The sequence below is a fragment of the Streptomyces sp. NPDC091272 genome (assembly GCF_044757485.1).
Lineage (GTDB): Bacteria > Actinomycetota > Actinomycetes > Streptomycetales > Streptomycetaceae > Streptomyces.
Map to the genome: position 1 here is coordinate 87,789 of NZ_JBIVVC010000018.1, position 18,076 is coordinate 105,864.

At 72.7% G+C, this 18,076-nt stretch carries 19 protein-coding genes; 15 read left to right on the forward strand and 4 right to left on the reverse strand.

Going from position 1 to position 18,076, the window contains the following annotated elements:
* Window positions 1-176 precede the first annotated feature (176 nt).
* The 3 genes from ACIQM4_RS33300 to ACIQM4_RS33310 are packed head-to-tail and all read left to right on the forward strand — an operon-like array spanning window position 177 to window position 2,178.
* Complete coding sequence (locus tag ACIQM4_RS33300; RefSeq protein WP_384353763.1) at window positions 177-431, forward strand: hypothetical protein; 255 nt, start codon at window positions 177-179, stop codon at window positions 429-431.
* Window positions 432-442: 11 nt separating this feature from the next.
* Window positions 443-1,429 (forward strand): 3-oxoacyl-ACP synthase III family protein, encoded by a 987-nt coding sequence (locus tag ACIQM4_RS33305; protein WP_401599111.1) that lies wholly within the window; start codon window positions 443-445, stop codon window positions 1,427-1,429.
* The gene (locus ACIQM4_RS33310) at window positions 1,426-2,178 is read left to right on the forward strand and encodes an SDR family NAD(P)-dependent oxidoreductase (protein ID WP_401599113.1); all 753 of its coding nucleotides are present in this window, start codon (window positions 1,426-1,428) and stop codon (window positions 2,176-2,178) included. The genes ACIQM4_RS33305 and ACIQM4_RS33310 overlap by 4 nt, the downstream gene beginning before the upstream one ends.
* A 290-nt stretch (window positions 2,179-2,468) precedes the next feature.
* On the opposite strand, the gene ACIQM4_RS33315 is transcribed toward ACIQM4_RS33310, so the two are convergent.
* Window positions 2,469-3,407, reverse strand: coding sequence for a BTAD domain-containing putative transcriptional regulator (locus ACIQM4_RS33315; RefSeq protein ID WP_401599115.1), 939 nt, complete (start codon window positions 3,405-3,407; stop codon window positions 2,469-2,471).
* Between the two features lie 337 nt (window positions 3,408-3,744).
* Between ACIQM4_RS33315 and ACIQM4_RS33320 the strand changes: the two genes are divergently transcribed.
* The 12 genes from ACIQM4_RS33320 (at window position 3,745) to ACIQM4_RS33375 (ending at window position 15,194) form a co-directional block, all read left to right on the forward strand.
* Window positions 3,745-4,956, forward strand: coding sequence for an aminotransferase class I/II-fold pyridoxal phosphate-dependent enzyme (locus ACIQM4_RS33320; RefSeq protein ID WP_401599117.1), 1,212 nt, complete (start codon window positions 3,745-3,747; stop codon window positions 4,954-4,956).
* 84 nt (window positions 4,957-5,040) lie between these two features.
* Window positions 5,041-6,294 carry a beta-ketoacyl-[acyl-carrier-protein] synthase family protein gene (locus ACIQM4_RS33325; protein WP_401599119.1) on the forward strand — a complete coding sequence of 418 codons (1,254 nt, stop codon included), beginning with the start codon at window positions 5,041-5,043 and terminating at the stop codon, window positions 6,292-6,294.
* Entirely contained in the window at window positions 6,291-7,139 is an 849-nt protein-coding gene (locus tag ACIQM4_RS33330) for a MaoC/PaaZ C-terminal domain-containing protein (RefSeq protein ID WP_401599121.1), read from the forward strand. The genes ACIQM4_RS33325 and ACIQM4_RS33330 overlap by 4 nt, the downstream gene beginning before the upstream one ends.
* Window positions 7,136-8,719, forward strand: coding sequence for an AMP-binding protein (locus ACIQM4_RS33335; RefSeq protein ID WP_401599123.1), 1,584 nt, complete (start codon window positions 7,136-7,138; stop codon window positions 8,717-8,719). Before ACIQM4_RS33330 ends, ACIQM4_RS33335 begins: the two co-directional genes overlap by 4 nt.
* The gene (locus ACIQM4_RS33340; RefSeq protein ID WP_401599125.1) at window positions 8,716-8,979 is read left to right on the forward strand and encodes an acyl carrier protein; all 264 of its coding nucleotides are present in this window, start codon (window positions 8,716-8,718) and stop codon (window positions 8,977-8,979) included. The genes ACIQM4_RS33335 and ACIQM4_RS33340 overlap by 4 nt, the downstream gene beginning before the upstream one ends.
* A 63-nt stretch (window positions 8,980-9,042) precedes the next feature.
* Window positions 9,043-10,098, forward strand: coding sequence for a hypothetical protein (locus ACIQM4_RS33345; RefSeq protein ID WP_401599127.1), 1,056 nt, complete (start codon window positions 9,043-9,045; stop codon window positions 10,096-10,098).
* Complete coding sequence (gene trpA, locus ACIQM4_RS33350; protein ID WP_401599129.1) at window positions 10,091-10,945, forward strand: tryptophan synthase subunit alpha; 855 nt, start codon at window positions 10,091-10,093, stop codon at window positions 10,943-10,945. Before ACIQM4_RS33345 ends, trpA begins: the two co-directional genes overlap by 8 nt.
* Window positions 10,946-11,062: 117 nt before the next feature.
* Window positions 11,063-11,437 (forward strand): ectoine synthase, encoded by a 375-nt coding sequence (locus tag ACIQM4_RS33355; protein ID WP_401599131.1) that lies wholly within the window; start codon window positions 11,063-11,065, stop codon window positions 11,435-11,437.
* Between the two features lie 53 nt (window positions 11,438-11,490).
* Complete coding sequence (locus ACIQM4_RS33360) at window positions 11,491-12,636, forward strand: acyl-CoA dehydrogenase family protein (RefSeq protein WP_401599133.1); 1,146 nt, start codon at window positions 11,491-11,493, stop codon at window positions 12,634-12,636.
* Window positions 12,633-13,343: an N-(5'-phosphoribosyl)anthranilate isomerase gene (locus ACIQM4_RS33365; protein ID WP_401599135.1), complete on the forward strand. Its 711-nt coding sequence runs from the start codon at window positions 12,633-12,635 to the stop codon at window positions 13,341-13,343. Before ACIQM4_RS33360 ends, ACIQM4_RS33365 begins: the two co-directional genes overlap by 4 nt.
* Window positions 13,344-13,392: 49 nt before the next feature.
* Window positions 13,393-14,115, forward strand: coding sequence for an indole-3-glycerol-phosphate synthase (locus ACIQM4_RS33370; RefSeq protein ID WP_401599137.1), 723 nt, complete (start codon window positions 13,393-13,395; stop codon window positions 14,113-14,115).
* Entirely contained in the window at window positions 14,112-15,194 is a 1,083-nt protein-coding gene (locus ACIQM4_RS33375) for an alpha/beta hydrolase (RefSeq protein WP_401599138.1), read from the forward strand. Before ACIQM4_RS33370 ends, ACIQM4_RS33375 begins: the two co-directional genes overlap by 4 nt.
* 12 nt (window positions 15,195-15,206) lie before the next feature.
* On the opposite strand, the gene ACIQM4_RS33380 is transcribed toward ACIQM4_RS33375, so the two are convergent.
* The 3 genes from ACIQM4_RS33380 to ACIQM4_RS33390 form a co-directional block, all read right to left on the reverse strand.
* Window positions 15,207-15,839 carry a DUF6875 domain-containing protein gene (locus ACIQM4_RS33380; protein ID WP_401599140.1) on the reverse strand — a complete coding sequence of 211 codons (633 nt, stop codon included), beginning with the start codon at window positions 15,837-15,839 and terminating at the stop codon, window positions 15,207-15,209.
* The gene (locus ACIQM4_RS33385) at window positions 15,836-16,429 is read right to left on the reverse strand and encodes a hypothetical protein (RefSeq protein ID WP_401599142.1); all 594 of its coding nucleotides are present in this window, start codon (window positions 16,427-16,429) and stop codon (window positions 15,836-15,838) included. The genes ACIQM4_RS33380 and ACIQM4_RS33385 overlap by 4 nt, the downstream gene beginning before the upstream one ends.
* Window positions 16,430-16,598: 169 nt before the next feature.
* Entirely contained in the window at window positions 16,599-18,011 is a 1,413-nt protein-coding gene (locus ACIQM4_RS33390; protein WP_401599144.1) for a pyridoxal phosphate-dependent decarboxylase family protein, read from the reverse strand.
* Window positions 18,012-18,076 lie beyond the last annotated feature (65 nt).

The following is an 18,076-nucleotide window of genomic DNA, read 5'->3' on the forward strand; positions in this document are numbered from 1 at the left end:
CCTTCAATTCGCGACCGAGGAAACCGGATGCCCCGCAAGGAATGCGCAATACGGCAGCCGGGCGGCACACCGGGCAATGGAGGGGACGGCGTCGCGCCGTCTTGCGTCTTCCTTGCGGGGGCGGGGTTTTCATCGCATCGGAAAATAAGGACGCACCGCTGAGAGAGGACCGACCCATGTCGCTGCCCACCATCGAAGAACTGGCCAGCCAGCTCGAGGCCGTTTCCGGTGCCGCAGAGGTCAGCCCCGACGCGCCGCTCCAGCACATCGCGGACGTCGACTCGCTGGACCTGATGGAGTGGCTCTACGGCTTCCAGAACCAGTACCCGCACATTCCGGCCGACGAGTCGCTCTTCGCCGACCTCGACGACACGACCACGCTGCGTGACGTGTACGCGAAGATCGTGGCGCTCGTCCCGGCGAACGCGTAGGCGAGGGGCCTGTGTCCGGCTTCGACATCACCGGGTGGGGCATGTCCGTACCCGAACGCGTCGTCACCAGCGCCTCGCTCGCCGAGCGCTTCGGCGTCGACGAGCACTGGGTGGTCAGCCGCTGCGGCATCCGTGAGCGGCGAGCGGTGGACCCGGGGCAGACGACCGCCTCGCTGGCCGTCGAGGCCGGCCGGCGGGCGCTGGAGAAGGCCGGCCTGACCGGCGACGACATCGCCCACCTCATCGTCGCCACCGCGACGCCCGAGCAGCCGTCCCCCGCGACGTCCGCGTTCGTCCACCACGAACTGGGCATCTCGGGGAGCGCGCACGACGTCAACTCCGAGTGTGCGGGCTTCGTCTACGGACTGGTGTCCGCGATGGCGCTCATCGCCATCGACCCCCGGCCGATCCTGCTGATCGGCTCCGACACCCACACCCTCACCGCCAACCCCGAGGACCGGGACCTGTCCATCCTCGTCGGCGACGGCGCGGGCGCGATCGTCCTGCAGGCGGGCCCGGAGAACCGGGTCAAGGCCTGGAACCTGGGCGCCGACGGCTCCTGCGCCGGCTCCCTGAAGGTGCTGGCCGGCGGCAGCCGGATGCCGACCACCGCGGAGACCGTGGCGGCCGGCCTGCACTACGCGCAGATCAACGGCAACGAGATCTACCTCAACGCCGTGCGCTACACCGTCCGTACCGTGCGCGAGACGCTGGAGAGCGCCAAGGTCGACGCGGCCGACATCGACCACGTCGTACCCCACCAGGCGAACATCCGGATCATCAACTCGATCCTGTCGCACACCGGGCTGCGCCAGGAAGCACTGATCACCAACCTCCAGAAGTACGGGAACACGGCCTCCGCCTCGATCCCCATCGCGCTCACCGAGGCACTGGAGGAAGGCCGTATCAAGTCCGGCGACAAGGTCCTGCTGGCCGGCTTCGGCGCCGGTATGACATGGGGTTCGATCCTTCTGGAATGGGGCGGTGTCGCCGCATGAGCAAGAACAGTGCAGGTCAGCGGCCGGACTCCCCGGTCGCGCTCGTCACCGGCGCCTCGGGCGGCCTCGGCCAGGCCCTGGCGCTCGAACTGGACTCGCTGGGCTGCCGGGTCGCGGTGCACTACAACAGCTCGCTGGACGCCGCCAAGGCGCTCCAGGAGAAGCTGGCCAACCCCTCGGTGCTGGTCACCGGGGACGTCGGCTCCTGGGAGACCGTGCAGGGCATGTACGCCACCATCACCGAGGAACTCGGCGCGGTGGACGTGCTGGTCAACAACGGGGCCATCCGCAAGGACGGCCTGATGGCCATGCAGAACCCGGACGACTGGGCCCAGGTCATCCAGACCAACCTGATCGGCTCCTTCCACACCGCCCGCGCCACCGTGCCGTACATGCTGCGCAAGCGCTGGGGCCGGGTGCTCAACATCGTCTCCCCGTCCGGCATCATCGCGACGGCCGGGCAGACGGCGTACTCCGCCTCCAAGGCGGGGCTGATCGGCTTCACCCGTACCCTCGCGTCCGAGTGCGGACGCCGGGGGGTGACCGTGAACGCGCTCTCGCCCGGATTCATGATCACCGGGATGACGAAGGACCTCCCTGACCGCGTCATCGAGGGCATGGAGGACAAGGCGCCCATCCCGCGCTTCGTCACGGTGGAGGAGGTGGCCCGCAGCGCGGGGCTCTTCCTCGACCAGGACTGCATGACGGGACAGGTCGTCTCGATCGACAGCGGTGTGTCCATCACCTGACGCCCCGTCCTGCTCCGCCCTCCCCTCCTGCCGGGCCCCGGCCGCTCCGTCCCCCCGTGGCGGCCGGGGCCCGCACCCGCGTGCCGCTGTGCGGGCCGCACGCCGAGAAGCCGCCGCCGGATCTCTCCGGCGGCGGCTTCGGGCTGTCCTCGGCAGGCTCGGACGGCGGCTTCGGGCTGTCCCCGGAGGGCTCCGGCGGCAGCCTCGGGGTGTCCTCGGCGGGCTCGGGCGGCGGCCTCGGCGCGGGCGGCCGTCTCAGGCTGCCGGGCGTCCCGGCGCGGGCGGCCGTCTCAGGCTGCCGGGGAGGCCGGCAGGGAGGTGGGGAGCGGTGCGGGGCGGGCTCCGGGCAGCGGGTGGGTGACACAGCCGTGCGCGGACAGCGAGCACGGCCTGGGCGGCGCGGCCCCGCGGTCCACCTCGAACATGCCCATCAGCAGCGGGTCCAGCACGGGCACCGGCCGCAGGACGGGCCGCGGCTCGGGGGTGCGGAGCAGTTCCAGGTACGCCGCCTCCGTCTCCGGCGCCGGATCGATGCCCAGCTCCTCCGCCAGCACCTCGCGCAGCCGCTGGTAACTGCGCAGCGCCTCCGCCCGGTTGCCGGCCCTGGTGTGCGCCGCCATCCGGCACCGGTAGGCGCTCTCGCGGAACGGAGCCCTGCGCACCGCCTCCTCCGCGTACCGCAGCGCGTGGTGCTCGTCGCCGAGCGCGGACGAGGCCAGGCTGGCCGTCTCCAGCGCGTTCAGCCGCAGCTCCTCCAGCTGTTCGCGCATCGAGTCCACCCACTCGCCCTCGTGCGAGGGCAGGAACGAACCGCGCAGGTTCGACACGGCGCCGGCCGCCAGCTGTCTGGCCACCGCGTAGGCGCCCTGGGAGTACGCCGAGACGGCCTCGGTCACCGCGCTCTCCGCGCACTCCACGTCCACGACCGCGTGCTGCGGGATCCGCAGCACGTACCGGCCGCCCTGGGCGACCAGCGGTGTCTCGCCCGGCCGGTCCTGCGGAGTGGTGACGAATGCCCGGACCCGGCTCACCACGCTCCGTAACGCCGAGGCCCAGGTGTCCGGCAGCCCCTCGGGCCACACGGTTTCGGCCAACTGGTCGCGCTCCGTGCCGTCGGCCCGCTCGACCAGCAGCCGGGCGAGCGCCACTTGTGCCTGGGCGCTCGACAGGTGCTGCGGCGGGGCCCCGTCCTGCTCGATCGCGACAATCCCCACGAGTCTGATCAGCATTCTGCACTCTCCGAAACGGACGACTTCCGGCCGTGTCTGTCTAGTTCGTGCGATCTCGAACATAACCGCGCGCCCTCTTCGTGTGTCAACGGCGAAATGCCCCGTTGACCGCTCTTCCAGCGCGACTGGATCCCGGCACTTCCCCCGCTCCTGCCGCACTCGATCGAGGCACTTCGGGCCGGCCGCCACCCGCCCGATTGCGATACGGGCGACTGCTCTTGCGCTGCTATTGCGCCCCAGGAGTCCTAATGGAATTCCACTAGAGCCCCGCCGGAGGAACGGCAGGGCGCCGATGGAGTTCCGGGTCGGGCCGGAGACACGCGACGAGGAGAAGAACGTGAATTCATCCGCTGCCTGGGAACGCCTGGAGCCTAAGCTCGCCTACTTCCGCGACAGGGTGGCCTCCCTGGAGTACGAGCCCGAGCGCAAGAACAGCTTCGTGGCGTACACCTGCGAGCGGAACTCGGCCTACGCGGACCTGGACGGCCGCCGGCTGCTGATGATGTCGGGCTACAGCTACCTCGGACTGGCGGGCGACGAGCGCGTGGTCGCCGCCGCCAAGGCCGCCCTCGACCTCTACGGCACCGGCAACCACGGCGTCCGCGCCCTGGCGGGCTCCACCCCGCTGCACGAGGAGCTGGAGGCCGAGGTCGCCAAGGTCGCGGGACGCGAGAAGGCGATGGTCTTCGGCTCCGGCTACGCGGCCAACACCGGCACCGTCGGCGGCATCGTGGGCCCCGGCGACACCGTCTTCATCGACAAGTACGACCACGCCAGCATCGTCGACGGCTGCCGCCTCTCGGGCGCCACCGTCACCCGCTTCCGGCACAACGACGTCGGCCACCTGGAGCGCCGCCTGGCCGCCGCCCCCAAGAGCGGGGTCCGTCTGGTCATCGTCGACAGCGTCTACTCCATGGACGGCGACATCGCCCCCCTGGTCGACCTGCGCAAGGTCTGCGACACGCACGACGCGCTTCTGATGGTCGACGAGGCCCACGCGCTGGGCGTCATCGGCGCCACCGGCAAGGGCATCGAGGAGCACTTCGACTACGAGGCGCGCGTCGACATCAAGCTCGGCACCCTCTCCAAGGCCATCCCCTCCATGGGCGGCTGGGTGGCGGGCTCCGCCGAACTCATCCACCACCTCAAGTACGCCGCCCGCCCCTTCCTCTTCTCCGCCGCACTCGGCCCGGCCCAGGCCGCCGCCGCCCTCGCCTCCCTGCAGATCCTCCAACGGGAGCCGGAGCGCGTGGAGTTCATCCAGCAGCAGTCCGAGCGCTTCCGCCGGATCCTGCACGAGGCCGGCATGAGCACCGTCGACAGCGAGACCGCCGTCGTCCCGGTCATCGCCGGCTCCGACGAGGACGCCTACGACTACGCCACCGTCTGCCGCAGGAACGGCGTGATCGGCCTCCCGGTGGTCACCCCCGCCGTCCCCAACGACCTCGCCCGGCTGCGCATCGCGATCACCGCCGCGCACACCGAGTCGGACATCGACTTCGCCGCGGAGGCCTTCATCAAGTCCGCCCGCGAGTGCCACATCATCTGAGCGCCCCCGCACCGCCCCCCGGCACCCCGCCCCGTACCCCCACGCCCGTAACGACGGCTTTTCGACAGCCTCCGAGGAGCAGACATGCCTGGACAGTCCAGGGGCAGTTCGGCGCAGCCGCCCGTCGCCATCACCGGCCTGGGCGTGGTCACCCCCGGCGGGTGCACCCCGGACGAGCTGTGGCGCACCCTGCGGGCCGGCCGCTCCACCGCCGCCGCCCTCACCCACATCGACCTCGCCCGCCACCGGGTGCGGATCGGCTGCCGCGTCACCGGCATCGAGGCCGTGGCAGGCCTCGTACCGGCCAAGGAAGCCCGCCGGATGGACCCCTTCGCGCACTTCGGCACCGCCGCCGCCCTCGCCGCCCACCGCGACGCGGGTTCACCCACCGCCGAGGCGGGCCGCACCGCGATCGTCGTCGGCAACGCGGTGGGCGGGCGCGCCACCAGCGACCTGGAGTCCGCCCACTTCACCGAGGGCGGCCCGGCCAGGGTCAACCCGCTGATGCCACTGATGACGATGCCCAACGCGGCCGCCGCACACATCGCCATCCGGCTCGGCTGGACGGGCCCCGCGCTCACCGTCGCCAACACCTGTGCCAGCGGCGCCGACGCGATCGGCCACGCGCTGATGCTCCTGCAGACCGGCCGCGCCGACGTCGTCATCGCGGGCGGCACCGAACACACCCTCACCCCCGTCACGCTGGCCGGCTTCGGCAACCTCAACGCCGTCTCGACCCGCAACGACGACCCCGAGCACGCCTCGCGCCCCTTCGACAAGGACCGCGACGGGTTCGTGATGGGCGAGGGCGCCGGCTTCGTCGTCCTGGAACGCCTCGCCGACGCCAAGGCACGCGGCGCCCGCACCTACGGACTCGTCGCCGGGTACGCGGCCACCTCCGACGCCCACCACCTCGCCATGCCGGTCCCCGACGGCGCCGTCGCCGCCGCCGCCATGACGGGCGCCATCGCCGACGCGGGGCTTGCCCCCGAGGACATCGTCCACGTCAACGCGCACGGCACCTCCACACCCCACAACGACCGCGCCGAGGCCGCCGCCCTCACCAAGGTGTTCGGCACCGCACAGCCCCCCGTCACCGCCCCCAAGTCCGTCATCGGGCACCTCATCGGCGCCGCGGGCGCCGTCGAGCTCATCGCCACCGTGCAGGCCATGCGGCACGGCGAGGTACCTCCCACCGCCAACCACGAACAGCAGGAGCCAGGAATGGACATCGACGTCGTCCACGGCGCGCCGCGCGCCGTGCCCCAGGGGCCCGCGATCACGAACTCCTTCGGGTTCGGGGGCCACAACTCCTCCGTGGTGGTGATGCCGGTATGACGACCCTCGCCCTGCCCTCCCCGGTCCGCACCCTCACCGTCACCGAACCGGCGCTCACCGGGTACCGCACCGCCGCCCGGCACTGTCTGCCCGCCGCCCGCCCCGGCCAGGCGTCCCCCGTGCACACCTTCGTGCTGGCCCACACCGTCGCCGAGCAGACCGTGGCCGCCCTCACCGAGGCCGAACCCGGCCCGGTCTCCGTGGTCCACCTCGGCCAGGACATCCGCATCGTGCGCCAGGTCCGCCCCGACGAACAGGTCACCGTGCGCCTGGAGGTGGCCGGCATCCGCAAGGAGCCGCGCGGCGCCAGGATCGCCCTGCGGGTGGAGCTGAGCGGCGAGGACGGCCCCGAGCCGATCGCCCGGCTGACCACCTCCGCACTGCTGGTGGGCGCCACCCTCCTCGAACCGTACGGAGACATAGCCGGCGGCCCGCCCGCACCCGCCCCGGCGGGCGCCGGCACCCCGCAGAGCGCCACCCACGAACTGAACCCCGACTGGATCCGTACCTACGGACACGTCTCCGGCGACCTGAACCCCATCCACCTCGACCCGGAGGCGGCCCGCGGCGCCGGCTTCGAGACGGTCATCGCGCACGGCATGAGCGTCGTCGCCCTCGCCGTCGAGGAGGCCGTGGACCGGTTCGCCGACGGCGACTCCACCCGGGTACGGGGCCTGGGCTGCCGCTTCTCCGCCCCTGTACCGCCGAACACCCCGCTGGATATCGCCCTCCAACCCGACGCCGAGGCCCGGGTCGTCCGCTTCACCTGCAGGACGCCCGCGGGCACGGCGGTGAAGTCGGGCTGGCTGGAGCTCGCGCCGCCCACCGCGGGAGGCCGGCCGTGACCACCGCACCGCGGGCCAACACACCGCAGACGAAGCCCGCGCAGCCCGCCGGGGCCGCGCAGCCCACACCCCCGCCCACCGCCGGCCTCGTCGCCGGGTTCCTCGGCCAGGTACGCGACCGGCCGCACGCCACCGCCCTCGTCTTCAACGGCGCCGGGACCACCTACCGCGAGCTCTACGAACTCGCGGGGGCGGAACGCGACCGGCTCGCCCACCTGCGGCTCGCCCCCGGCGAACCGGTCGGCATCCTCGCCGACAAGTCACCGGCCACCGTCGCCCTCGTACTGGCCTGCCTGCTCTCCCGCCGGCCGCTGATGCTCCCGTCCCCCGCCCTCGCCGACTCGCTGCTCGGCGATCTGTTCGCCCAGGCAGGCTGCGCACACGTACTGGCCCCCGGCGGCGAGCCGGCCCGCGTGACGCCCAACCCGGACGTCACCGCCCAGCCGCTGCCCGCCGACGAGGCCGCCGACGTGGCCCTCATGCTCACCACCTCCGGCTCCACCAGCCTGCCGAAGGTCGTCCCGCTGGGCACGGAGGCCGTGGACCGCTTCACCCGCTGGGCGGGCCCCGCCTTCCAGGTGGGCCCCGGCCGGACCGTCCTCAACTACGCCCCCCTCAACTTCGACCTCTGCCTCCTCGACGTCTGGACGACCCTCGCCCACGGCGGTCGTGTCGTCCTCGTCGACCCGGCGCTCGCCGCCCACGGCCGCCACCTGAGCGAACTCCTGCTGCGCCACGAGGTGCACGTCATGCAGGCCGTCCCGATGGCCTTCGGACTGCTCCAGGACGCGGCCGCCAAGACCGGCACCGTCTTCGCCGGCGTCGAGCACGTGATGTTCACCGGCGACGCCATCCCCGACCGGACCTTCGCCGCCCTGCCCGCACTCTTCCCCGGCGCCCGCATCCACAACATCTACGGCTGCACCGAGACCAACGACAGCTTCATCCACGAGGTCGACACCACCGCGACCGCCTTCCCGCCCGTACCCATCGGCCAGCCGCTGCCCGGCGTGCAGGCCCTCCTCCTGGACCCCGAGACCGGGGACGTCGTCGAAGGCCCCGGCAGCGGCGAGCTCTACGTCTCCACGCCCTTCCAGACCCGTGGCTACCTCGACCGCACCCGGCACGCCGACAAGTTCACCGGCCACCCGCTGGGGCTCGACGGCCGCCGCTGGTTCCGCACCGGCGACCTCGTCCGGCGGGACGGGTCCGGCACCCTGCACCTGACCGGACGCACCGACTTCCAGGTCAAGGTGCGCGGCGTCGCCGTCAACACCGCCGAGATCGAACGGGTCCTGCAGGAACACCCCGACGTCCTGGAGGCCGGAGTCGCCGCCCTGCCCGACCCGATCGCCGGCAAGAAGCTCGTCGCCGGCGTCCAGCGGGCACCCGGCTCCGCCCTCACCGGCCTCCAGCTGCGCAAGCACTGCGCCCAGCACCTGCCCAGGGCAGCCGTGCCGGGCCACCTCACCCTCATCGACGCCCCGCTGCCGAAAACGGCCACCGGAAAGGTCGACCGCAAGGCGCTCGACCGGCTCGACCAGCTGACCACCACCACACCCGAAGGAAACCCGTCATGAGCAACGTCGACACCATCACGAACTTCGTCATCTCCGAGTTCCTGCCGGGCACCCCGGCGAGCGAGCTGGCCACCGACCACGACCTGCTCAACGACGGGGTCATCGACAGCCTGGGCGTCCTCAAGCTCATCGCCTGGGTCGAGGACCGCTTCGACGTCGCGGTCGGTGACAACGACCTCGACCCGAACAACTTCCGCAGCGTCGAGGCCATCGACACCTTCATCACCGAGGCCCGCGCCGCCGCCCCCGCGACGGCCTGACCCGCCGCCCGCCGCACCGCCGGCGCCCCCGCCCAGCACCCTCACCCGAGACGGAGACCCACCGTGCACGACGCCCTCACCGGCCTGCTGCGGCAGGCGCCGGTCGACCGGGAGACCTGGCGGTCCTGGTGGGACCAGCTCGGCGACGGCCGGCTGGACCAGACCCAGGCCGTCGCCCTGCTGGCCTCGCTGACCAGCCGGATCCCCGACCACGAGACCCTGCGCCACCTGCTGGACTCGCTCGCCGAACGCCGTTCCCCGCTCGCCGTGTCCACCCCCTGGGAGGGCACCGTGAACGTGGTCGGCACCGGCGGCGGGCCCCGTACCTTCAACATCTCCACCGCGTCGGCGTTCGTCGCGGCGGCGGCCGGGGTCAAGGTCGTCAAGACCGGCTCCCGCGCCTACACCAGCTCGCTCGGCTCCGTCGACCTGCTGGAACGGCTCGGGGTCCGGCTCACCTCCTCGTACGCCCAGACCGAGGACACCCTGGCCGCCTACGGGATCGCCTTCGCCGGGCCCTTCGTCTACCCGGTGCAGCTGACCCGGCTGGCCAGGACCGTGGCCCCGCTGAGCATGAAGCCCTTCGGCCGCTTCCTGAACGCGCTGGGCCCCTTCCTCGCCGAACTGCCGGTGGCCGCCCAGGTCACCGGGGTCTCCGCCGCCGCCCCGCTGGACACCCTGCGCGCCCTGGCCGCCTCCCACCCGGGCCGGAGGATCTGGCTCACCGCCAACGACACCGGAGCCGACGAACTGCTGCCCTTCGCCACCAACACCGTGCACGGGCCGAACGCCCGGGACCGGATCATCCGGCCCGGCCAACTCGCCCCCGCCGACGGCTCGTTCGGCGACCTGCGGCCCGCCGCCGACCCGGCGGACGCCCCCGGGCACTTCCTCTCCGTGCTGGCCGGCACGGCGGGCCGGGTCGCCACCCGTACGGTCTGCCTCGGCGCGGCCGCCCTGGCGGTGGCCTCCGGCACCCGCAGGGACTGGCCCTCCGCGGTCGCACTCGCCGAGCACGCGGTCCGCTCCGGAGCCGCCCACGACCTGGCCCGGCGGATCGCCGAGGCCTCCAAGACCGCCACCCCGTCGAAGAAGCCGGCGGTGGCCGCCCATGCCTAGCCCCCTGGAGGTCACCAAGACCACGACCACCGCGCCGGCCGCCCCGGCGCCCTTCTTCCCCCGCCGCACCGCGGGCCGCACCGGCCTGGCGCTGTTCCTCAACGCGGGCGACCCGCCGCTGCCGGTCCTGCGGGACCTGGTGCTGATGCTTGACGAGGAGGGCGTGGACTGCCTGGAACTGGCCGTCCCGTTCCCCGACTCGGTCACCGACGGCGCGGTCGTACGGCGCTCCGCGAGCCGGGCGCTGGCCCGCGGCGGGGCCGGCCTGGACGACGTGCTCGCCTTCGTCGCCGACGTACGGCCGAAGCTCGCCCACACCCGGATCGCCCTGCTCACCGACTGGAGGTACTCCCTGGGCCACCGGGACCTCGCCGCCGCCACCCGCGACATCGCCGCGGCAGGGGCGGACGGCCTGCTCATCCACGCGCTGCCGCCCCGGCTGCGCACCGCCCACCTGGAGTCGGCCGCCGAGGCCCAGCTCCCCGTCGTCACCACCTGCTACGCCAACAGCCCCGCGCAGACGCAGGCACAGGCAGCCGCCCGCGCCTCCGCCTACCTCTACCTCGTCGCCCACTACGGGCGCAGCGGGACCGCGCCCGCGGCCGGCCATGCCGCGCTCGCACAGACGGTCGCGGGGCTGCGGGCGCACACCGACTCCCCGATCGCCGTCGGCTTCGGGGTCAGCACCCGCCGGCACGTCGAGGCCGTCGGGGCCGCCGGGGCGGACGCCGCCATCATCGGCTCCGCCGCGGTCGCCGCCGTCGAGGCGGCCCAGGAGGCCGGACACGACGTGCCGGAGGCCTTCCGGGCCTTCGTCCGCCAGGTCCGCCCCGAACAGCCTTCCTGACCCGGCCGGTCCGCCGGCCGCAGAGCTCCACCCCGCAGACCCGCACCACCTTCCCGCACGACGTCAGGCACCACATCCAGCACCTTCGCGCACCACCCACACACCCAGGAGACAGCAATGATCGTTCGTGACATCGAGTCCGTGAAGACCGTCGAGTGGGGCAACGGCCTCAGCCGCCGCTTCCTCCTCGCCGAGGACGGCCTGGGCTACTCGCTCACCGACACCACCGTCACCGCGGGCACCAAGTCCCGGCTGGAGTACCGCAACCACCTCGAAGCCTGCTACTGCATCGGCGGCTCCGGAGAAGTGGTCGAGCTCGACGGCACCACCCACGAGATGGTGCCCGGCCGGATGTACGCACTCGACCAGCACGACGCCCACTTCCTCGTCGCCAGCCCGCACGAGGACCTGCGCCTGGTCTGCGTCTTCTCGCCGGCCCTGCGCGGCGACGAGGTGCACAGCCTCGACGCCGCCACCTCCTCCGCCTACTGAGGCGCCCGGTCCCGATTCATCCAGCCCACCCAGCCCACACAAAGGGGTCCGTCGTGATCCGTTGGAACACCGACCAGAAAGATCTGCGCGACAGCCTGGAGAGGTGGGGGGACGCGCTCAGCGCGGACCACATCGAGCTCGACGAGCGCTCCGCCTTCTCCGAGGACAAGTGGAAGCTCGTCCAGAAGACGGGAATCCTCTCCCTGCCCTTCGCCGAGGAGTACGGAGGCCTGGGGCAGTCGATGCTGACCAGCATGTACGTGCTGGAGGGCCTGGGCGAGTACAACCGGGACGCGGGCCTCAGCTTCTCGGTCACCACCTCCATCTGCTCCACCGGAATACCCATCCAGCAGTTCGGCAGCACCGACCAGAAGGAGCGCTACCTGCCCTTGATCTGCTCGGGCGAGGCGATCGGCGCACATGCGATCACCGAGGCCGAGGGCGGCTCCGACGCCATGGCCATGACCACCAGGGCCGTCCGTGACGGCGACGACTTCGTCATCAACGGAAGCAAGGTCTTCGTCAGCAACGGACCGGTCGCGGACCTGATCGTGGTCTACGCCCGCACCCACCCCGACGGCGGCCCGCTCGGCACCACCGCGTTCCTGGTGGACAAGAACACTCCCGGCCTGACCGCGGGCAAGCCCCTCAAGAAGATGGGCCTGCGGACCTCGCCGCTCAGCGAACTCTTTTTCGACGACGTACGGGTACCCAGGAGCGCCGTACTGGGACGCGTCGGCGGCGGGTTCCTCGTACTGGACCACGTGATGAAGCGGGAGATCCTCTTCTCCTTCATCGTCAACGTGGGGGAGATGCAGCGCCGGCTGGAGAGGTGCATCGACTACGCGAAGACCCGCAAGTCCTTCGGCAAGGCGATCGGTTCGTACCAGACGATCGCCAACAAGATAGTCGACACCAAGATCCAGCTGGAGACCGCCCGCAAGTGGCTCTACGACACGGGCGAGAAGCTGGAGGCGGGCGAGAACGTCACCGAGGACCTCGCCATCGCCAAACTCGTCACCAGCGAGAGCAACCTGGCCACCAGCCTGACCGCCGTCCAGATCTTCGGCGGCCACGGCTACATGTCGGAGTTCGGCCTGGAACAGGAGGTGCGCAACGCCGTCGGAGGCACCATCTACTCCGGCACCAACGAGATCCAGTACAACCGCATCGCCTCGATGCTGGGGCTGGGCAAGTGACCCGCCTTCCCCCTCTTCTGCTGAAGGTCTGCGGGGCCACCGCCCCGCAGGACATCGAGGCGGCGGCGGCCGCCGGGGCGGACTGTGTCGGCCTGTGGCACGGCATCCCCGGCGGCCCGTCCGAACTCACCCAGGACCAGCTCAACCCGCTTGCCGCAGCAGCCCGTTCGGCCGGGCTGCTGCCGGTCCTGGTCACCTTCCTCGCCGACGCGGACGAACTGGCACGGATCGTGGCGCGGGCCGGCATCGGCCTGGTCCAGCTGCACGCCTACCAGCCGCCCTCGCTCGTACGGGCCCTGCGCGAGGCACTCCCGGCCGAGGTCGGCATCGTCAAGGTGCTGCACGTCGACGGGGAGGGCGGCTGCGTGGAACGCCCGCTGGCCGGTGCGTACGCAAGGGCGGGCACCGACCTCTTCCTCCTCGACACCGCCACCGACGACGGCCGGATCGGCAGCACCGGCCGCACCCTCGACCCGGCCCACCTCACGGCGCTGCTGCCACGCCTGACCCGGCCGTTCCTGCTGGCCGGGGGACTCACCCCGGCCAACAGGGCGGCGTACGAGGAGGTCGTGGTGCACCCCGGCTTCCGCGGCGTCGACGTCGACACGGCCGCCCGCAGCCGCATCACCGGCGGCTTCGGCGTCCCGGAGATCGCCGCCCTGGCCCGCGCCTGGTGCACCGGCACCCACGCACTGCACCCGGCCTGAGCGGCCCTCCCGGAACGTCCCGCCCCTTCCCGAAACGGAGCCCTCGCAGATGACGCACCCCCACCGGACCGACTTCCCTTTTCTCGAGGCCCTCCTGGCCGCCCCGACGCCCGTGGTGACGGAGGTGAAGAGACTCGACTCGCACGGCTACGACCTGCTCGGCAGCCGCACCCCCGTCAAAATCGTCGACGCGTACGAGGCGGCCGGCGCACCGTGCATCTCGGTGGTGACCGGCCGCTGGTTCGGCGGCTCGCCCGCGCTGCTGCGCGACGTCGCCGCGATCACCAAACTCCCGCTGCTCCAGAAGGACTTCATCACCCGCAAGGACCAGGTCCGCACGGCGAAGGAGCTCGGCGCCTCAGCCGTGCTGCTGACCGCGGCCCTGCTGCCCCGCTCCAGCATGCGGACCCTGGTGACGGAGTGCCTGCTGAGCGGGCTCACCCCGTTCGTCGAGATCACCTCGGAGGCCGAACTCGAAACGGTCCACCACCCCGACGAATGCGTGATCGCGGTCAACAACAAGGACATCAAGAAGCGCGAGCGCGGCGGGGCGGACCTCGGCCGCAGCCTCGACCTGCTGCCGGCCCTCCGCGCGGCCGGCACCCCCTGCCCGGTCAGCGCGAGCGGCATCGACAGCCCGCAGGCGGCCGCCGAACTCCTGGACGCCGGCTTCGGCGGCCTGCTGGTGGGCACCTCGCTGCTGCGCAGCGGCGCACCGGCGGACTGGGTGTCCGCCGTCACCCGAGCCCGGAAGGAGCTGACCCTGCGATGACCCCACCACCGACCGCCCCCACCCCGGACCCCGACACCCCGACCACCCCGCTGCGCCGCCCGGAGACCACCACCCCGACGACCGAGATGCACCTCCCGGCGCCGGCCACCACCCCGAAGGCACCCCGCCCCCGACCGGAAGGAACCGCCCTTGAACCGAGCCCGTCCCACACCCCGCCGGCCGGCGCGGGCCCGTACCGCAGCACCCCGGCGTCCGCCGCGGGCCCGCTCGCCACCGTGCCCGGGGCTTCCCGTCCGCTCGTCCTCGACGCCGGCGGTGTGCCGCTCTCGGCGCTGCTCGCCGAGCCCGCCGCGGGGCCACCGCGCGCCACCATCCTGGCCGTGCACGGTCGCGGCACCGGCGCCGCGTACTGGAACTCCTTCCTTCCGGCGGCCACCGCCCTCGGCCACACGGTGCTCGCCGTGGACCGGCCGGGATACGGGGAGTCCGCGGGCTTCCTGCCCGAAGGACTGCCCCTCGCCGAGCAGGCGGCGGCCCTGCACGCGGCGCTCAAGGACTACAGCCGTACCCACGACACCGGCGCGGGAGTCTTCCTGCTCGGCCACTCCGACGGCGGCAAGGTCGCCCTGCACACGGCGGCCACCGAGGGCGCCCTCCCCCTGCTCGGCCTCGACACCTCCGGCACCGGCTACCGCTACCACCCCGAGGCCCTGCACTTCCCCACCACCCTGGGCGGCGGCGCCACCAAGCTCAACTGGGGCCCGCTGCACCTCTATCCGCCCGGCACCTTCCGGGCCAGCCGCTCCCTGCTCTCGGCGACCCCGCCCCGGGAGTCGGCGGAAACCGTCCACTGGCCCCGCCAGTTCGAGGCCCTGGCCCCGCACGTACGCGTCCCGGTCCGGCTGACCTTCGCGGAGCACGAAATGTGGTGGGAGCTCGACGAGGCCACCCTGGCGGAGATGACCTCGCTGCTCACCGGGTCCCCGTCGGCAGGCGCGGTCCACCTCCCGGCGGCGGGGCACAACATCGGGCTGGGCCGCACCGCCCCCGCGTACCACCTGGCGGTCCTGACGTTCCTGGAACAGTGCCTGGAGCGGGCAAAGGTGGCCGCCGGGTGAGGGGGCGGCCGGTCAGGCGACCACCTGGCTCACCAGCCGGTCGCGCACCCGGGCCGGGATGGAGGGGGCGAACCGCTGGAGGAAGTGGTCCAGGTGCAGGTCGTCGGTCAGCAGGAAGGGGAGGTCGAAGACCAGCAGCTTGCGGACCGCCAGCAGCGGCACCGGGGCACGCAGCGGCCGGAACTCCTCGTTGTAGAGACCCGGCTCCGGGCACACCGGGTGGAACTGACCGATCATCAGCCCCTCGGCCACGAACTCGTTCTTGGCCTTGAGCTGGAGCTCGTCCAGTTCCACCGAGTCGCCCCGGTCGAACTCCGGCAGTACCAGGAGGATCGTCAGGAGCTCCTGGTCCTCCTCCGACAGCGGCAGCGAGAGGGTCGCGTGCCGGGTGCGCAGCGAGTCCACCGCGGAGGGCAGGTCCTCACAGCCCGCCGACGGCACGGCCAGGTGGAACAGCTCCTTGCGCAGGGAGGGCTGGGTGTACGGGCAGACCGGGCCCGTGCGGCCCAGCTCGGGGTGGCTGGAGACCAGGAACTCCTTGCTCCAGTCGAGCACCTCGGTGAGCGGGGCGAGGTGCTGCGCGGGCACCTCGCCGCGCGTCACCTGGCCGGCCGTCCACGACTCGATCAGGTCGTCGCCCTTCATCGGGGCTCCCTCCACATCGGCCGCAGCGAGGCGTCGCCGCCGGGCAGCACGATGTCGCCGCCCACCCGGGTGAAGCCGACCCGTCCGATCGCGGCCTCGCCGCCGGGCGAACTGGCCTCCCCGTAGGCGCCGACCCCCTCGGCGTCGGCGCGTTCGGCCACCGTCGTCAGGAACCCGGACAGCATGCCGCCGCGCCGGCGGCCCGCGCGGACCCCGCCGAAGGAGAGGTAGTAGTGCGGTGCGTGGAGCGGGTGCCGCTCGGCCTGGAGGGCGGCGACGGTACGCATCGCGTCCGCGTAGGGGCCCAGCGCGTCGGCGAGGGCCGCGTCGAGGGCGGCCTCGTCCGGCTCGGCGCCGGGCGGCAGGAAGAGCAGCACGCCGTCGCCGCCGGGGTCGGCGAGTATCCCGTCGTACGCGGCGGACAGCTCGACGAACACCCGGAAGAAGCCGGGCAGCAGCTGCGCCCGGATCTGTGGGTCCGGGACGATCCAGCGGGTGATCGCGTCGTCGTGGAAGCAGGAGGAGAGGAGGTCGCACAGGTCCCGGGTGGCCGGCAGGCCGGCTAAGGAGGACCGTCGGATGGTGGGCAAGGTGGGCTCCAGAGTCACGGGTGGCGTGGGGGAGTCGGGCCACAGGAGAGGCACGACAGGGGCGCGGTGGTCAGCGGCGCGGTGGTCGGGGCGTGGCGGTCGGAAGTGCGGCGGTCACGCGGTGGTCGGGGCGTGGCGGTCAGAAGTGCGGTGGTCAGCCGCGCGGTGGTCAGGGTGTGGCGGTCGCGGGTGTGCTGCGGGCCCGCGCCGCCAGTTCCGACACGCGGCCGTGCAGTACCGGCAGATAGTGCTCGTGCTCGGGTTTGATCAGCACGCTGCGGATGATCCGCGCCGTCTCCGCGTCCCGCACCACCCGGGGGTGGCGCCGCTGGAAGGCGTCCGCGTCCGCGCGCAGCACGCTCAGGAACACCGGGTCGTCCTGCGCCGTCATGCCGTCCCGCAGCAGCCGCCCGCTCGCCCCGTCGATCGCGGACAGACGGCCGCCCGCGACCGCGGGGAAGTACGTCACGATGTCGAGGTCCGGCCGCTGGTAAAGCTCCAACTCACCTGATCCGTCGATGAGTTGGGCCCAGTTCAGGGCCGCGCGCCGGTTCGCGGCGAGGATCTGCCCGAACCCCGCCACGGTGAGCGGCAGCAGTTGCAGCGTCAGCCAGAGCGCGGCTGCCGCCGCCCCCGCCCGCGAGCACTCCAGGCTGATCTCGCCCAGGTGCAGGTCGGAGTCGGTGAAGTAGGTGTACGGCGAGTCGTGCGCGAAGTGCCGTCCGGCGCGCGGATCGGGGAAGAGCACCGCCCCGCACCCGTACGGCTGGAGCCCCTGCTTGTGCGGGTCCACCACCACCGAGTCGCAGTCGGCGATCGCCCGCCAGGGCTCCGCGTGGACGCCCCCGGTGCCCGCCCGGCCCAGGATCGCGTAGAAGCCGCCGTACGCCGCGTCCACGTGCACCCGTGCCCCGTACCGCCGGGCCAGCGCCAGCACCTCGTGCACCGGGTCGACCGCGCCGAGCCCGGTCGTGCCGGTGGTGACCACGACCGTGCCGATGCGGCCGCCGCGCAGCACGCCCTCCAGCGCGTCGAGGTCGATCCGCCCGCGCACGTCCACCGGCACCCGGTGGCCCGCCATGCCCAGCACGTGGCACATCCGCTCGTGCGTGTAGTGGCACTCGGAGCTGTAGGCGATCCCGCGCCCCGGGTGCAGCTCCCTGGCGACGTACAGGGCCTCCAGGTTGGCCATCGTGCCGCTGGTGGTCAGGTGCCCGACGTGGGAGGCGGCGAGACCGAACATCTCCGCCAGCGAGGCCACCGCCTCGCGCTCCATCTCCGTGGTCGCCGGGCCGCCCTCGGCCGCGTGGTTGTTGGGGTTGAACAGCATCGCCGTGAGATAGCCGGTGACGGCGGCCGGATGCGGCGGCTTGACCATCTGGCCGGCGTACCGCGGGTGGAAGAACGGGTAGTTGTCGTCCATCCGCTTGGCGAACCGCTCGAACGCCTCGGTGAACGCCTCGGGTCCTGCCCGGTGCGCGCCATGGCTCTCGTACGGGCCGAACCGCCCGCCCCACCGCTCGGCCACCTCCAGCGCACCCGGCAGCCAGGCACGCAGGTCGTGCAGATCGTGCAGGTCCACGGGAGCCTCCGCCTGGGGCCGCACCGGGAGTCGACGGGGCGGCTCTGGTCGTACGTGCGCGGTCC

Excerpts from the sequence above, each read along its gene's own strand:
- ACIQM4_RS33355 (WP_401599131.1), top strand. The coding sequence starts at position 11,063 with ATGATCGTTCGTGACATCGAGTCCGTGAAGACCGTCGAGTGGGGCAAC.
- ACIQM4_RS33325 (WP_401599119.1), top strand. The coding sequence starts at position 5,041 with ATGCCTGGACAGTCCAGGGGCAGTTCGGCGCAGCCGCCCGTCGCCATC.
- ACIQM4_RS33340 (WP_401599125.1), top strand. The coding sequence starts at position 8,716 with ATGAGCAACGTCGACACCATCACGAACTTCGTCATCTCCGAGTTCCTG.
- ACIQM4_RS33310 (WP_401599113.1), top strand. The coding sequence starts at position 1,426 with ATGAGCAAGAACAGTGCAGGTCAGCGGCCGGACTCCCCGGTCGCGCTC.
- ACIQM4_RS33380 (WP_401599140.1), bottom strand. The coding sequence starts at position 15,839 with ATGAAGGGCGACGACCTGATCGAGTCGTGGACGGCCGGCCAGGTGACG.
- ACIQM4_RS33330 (WP_401599121.1), top strand. The coding sequence starts at position 6,291 with ATGACGACCCTCGCCCTGCCCTCCCCGGTCCGCACCCTCACCGTCACC.
- ACIQM4_RS33375 (WP_401599138.1), top strand. The coding sequence starts at position 14,112 with ATGACCCCACCACCGACCGCCCCCACCCCGGACCCCGACACCCCGACC.
- ACIQM4_RS33300 (WP_384353763.1), top strand. The coding sequence starts at position 177 with ATGTCGCTGCCCACCATCGAAGAACTGGCCAGCCAGCTCGAGGCCGTT.
- ACIQM4_RS33315 (WP_401599115.1), bottom strand. The coding sequence starts at position 3,407 with ATGCTGATCAGACTCGTGGGGATTGTCGCGATCGAGCAGGACGGGGCC.
- trpA (WP_401599129.1), top strand. The coding sequence starts at position 10,091 with ATGCCTAGCCCCCTGGAGGTCACCAAGACCACGACCACCGCGCCGGCC.
- ACIQM4_RS33370 (WP_401599137.1), top strand. The coding sequence starts at position 13,393 with ATGACGCACCCCCACCGGACCGACTTCCCTTTTCTCGAGGCCCTCCTG.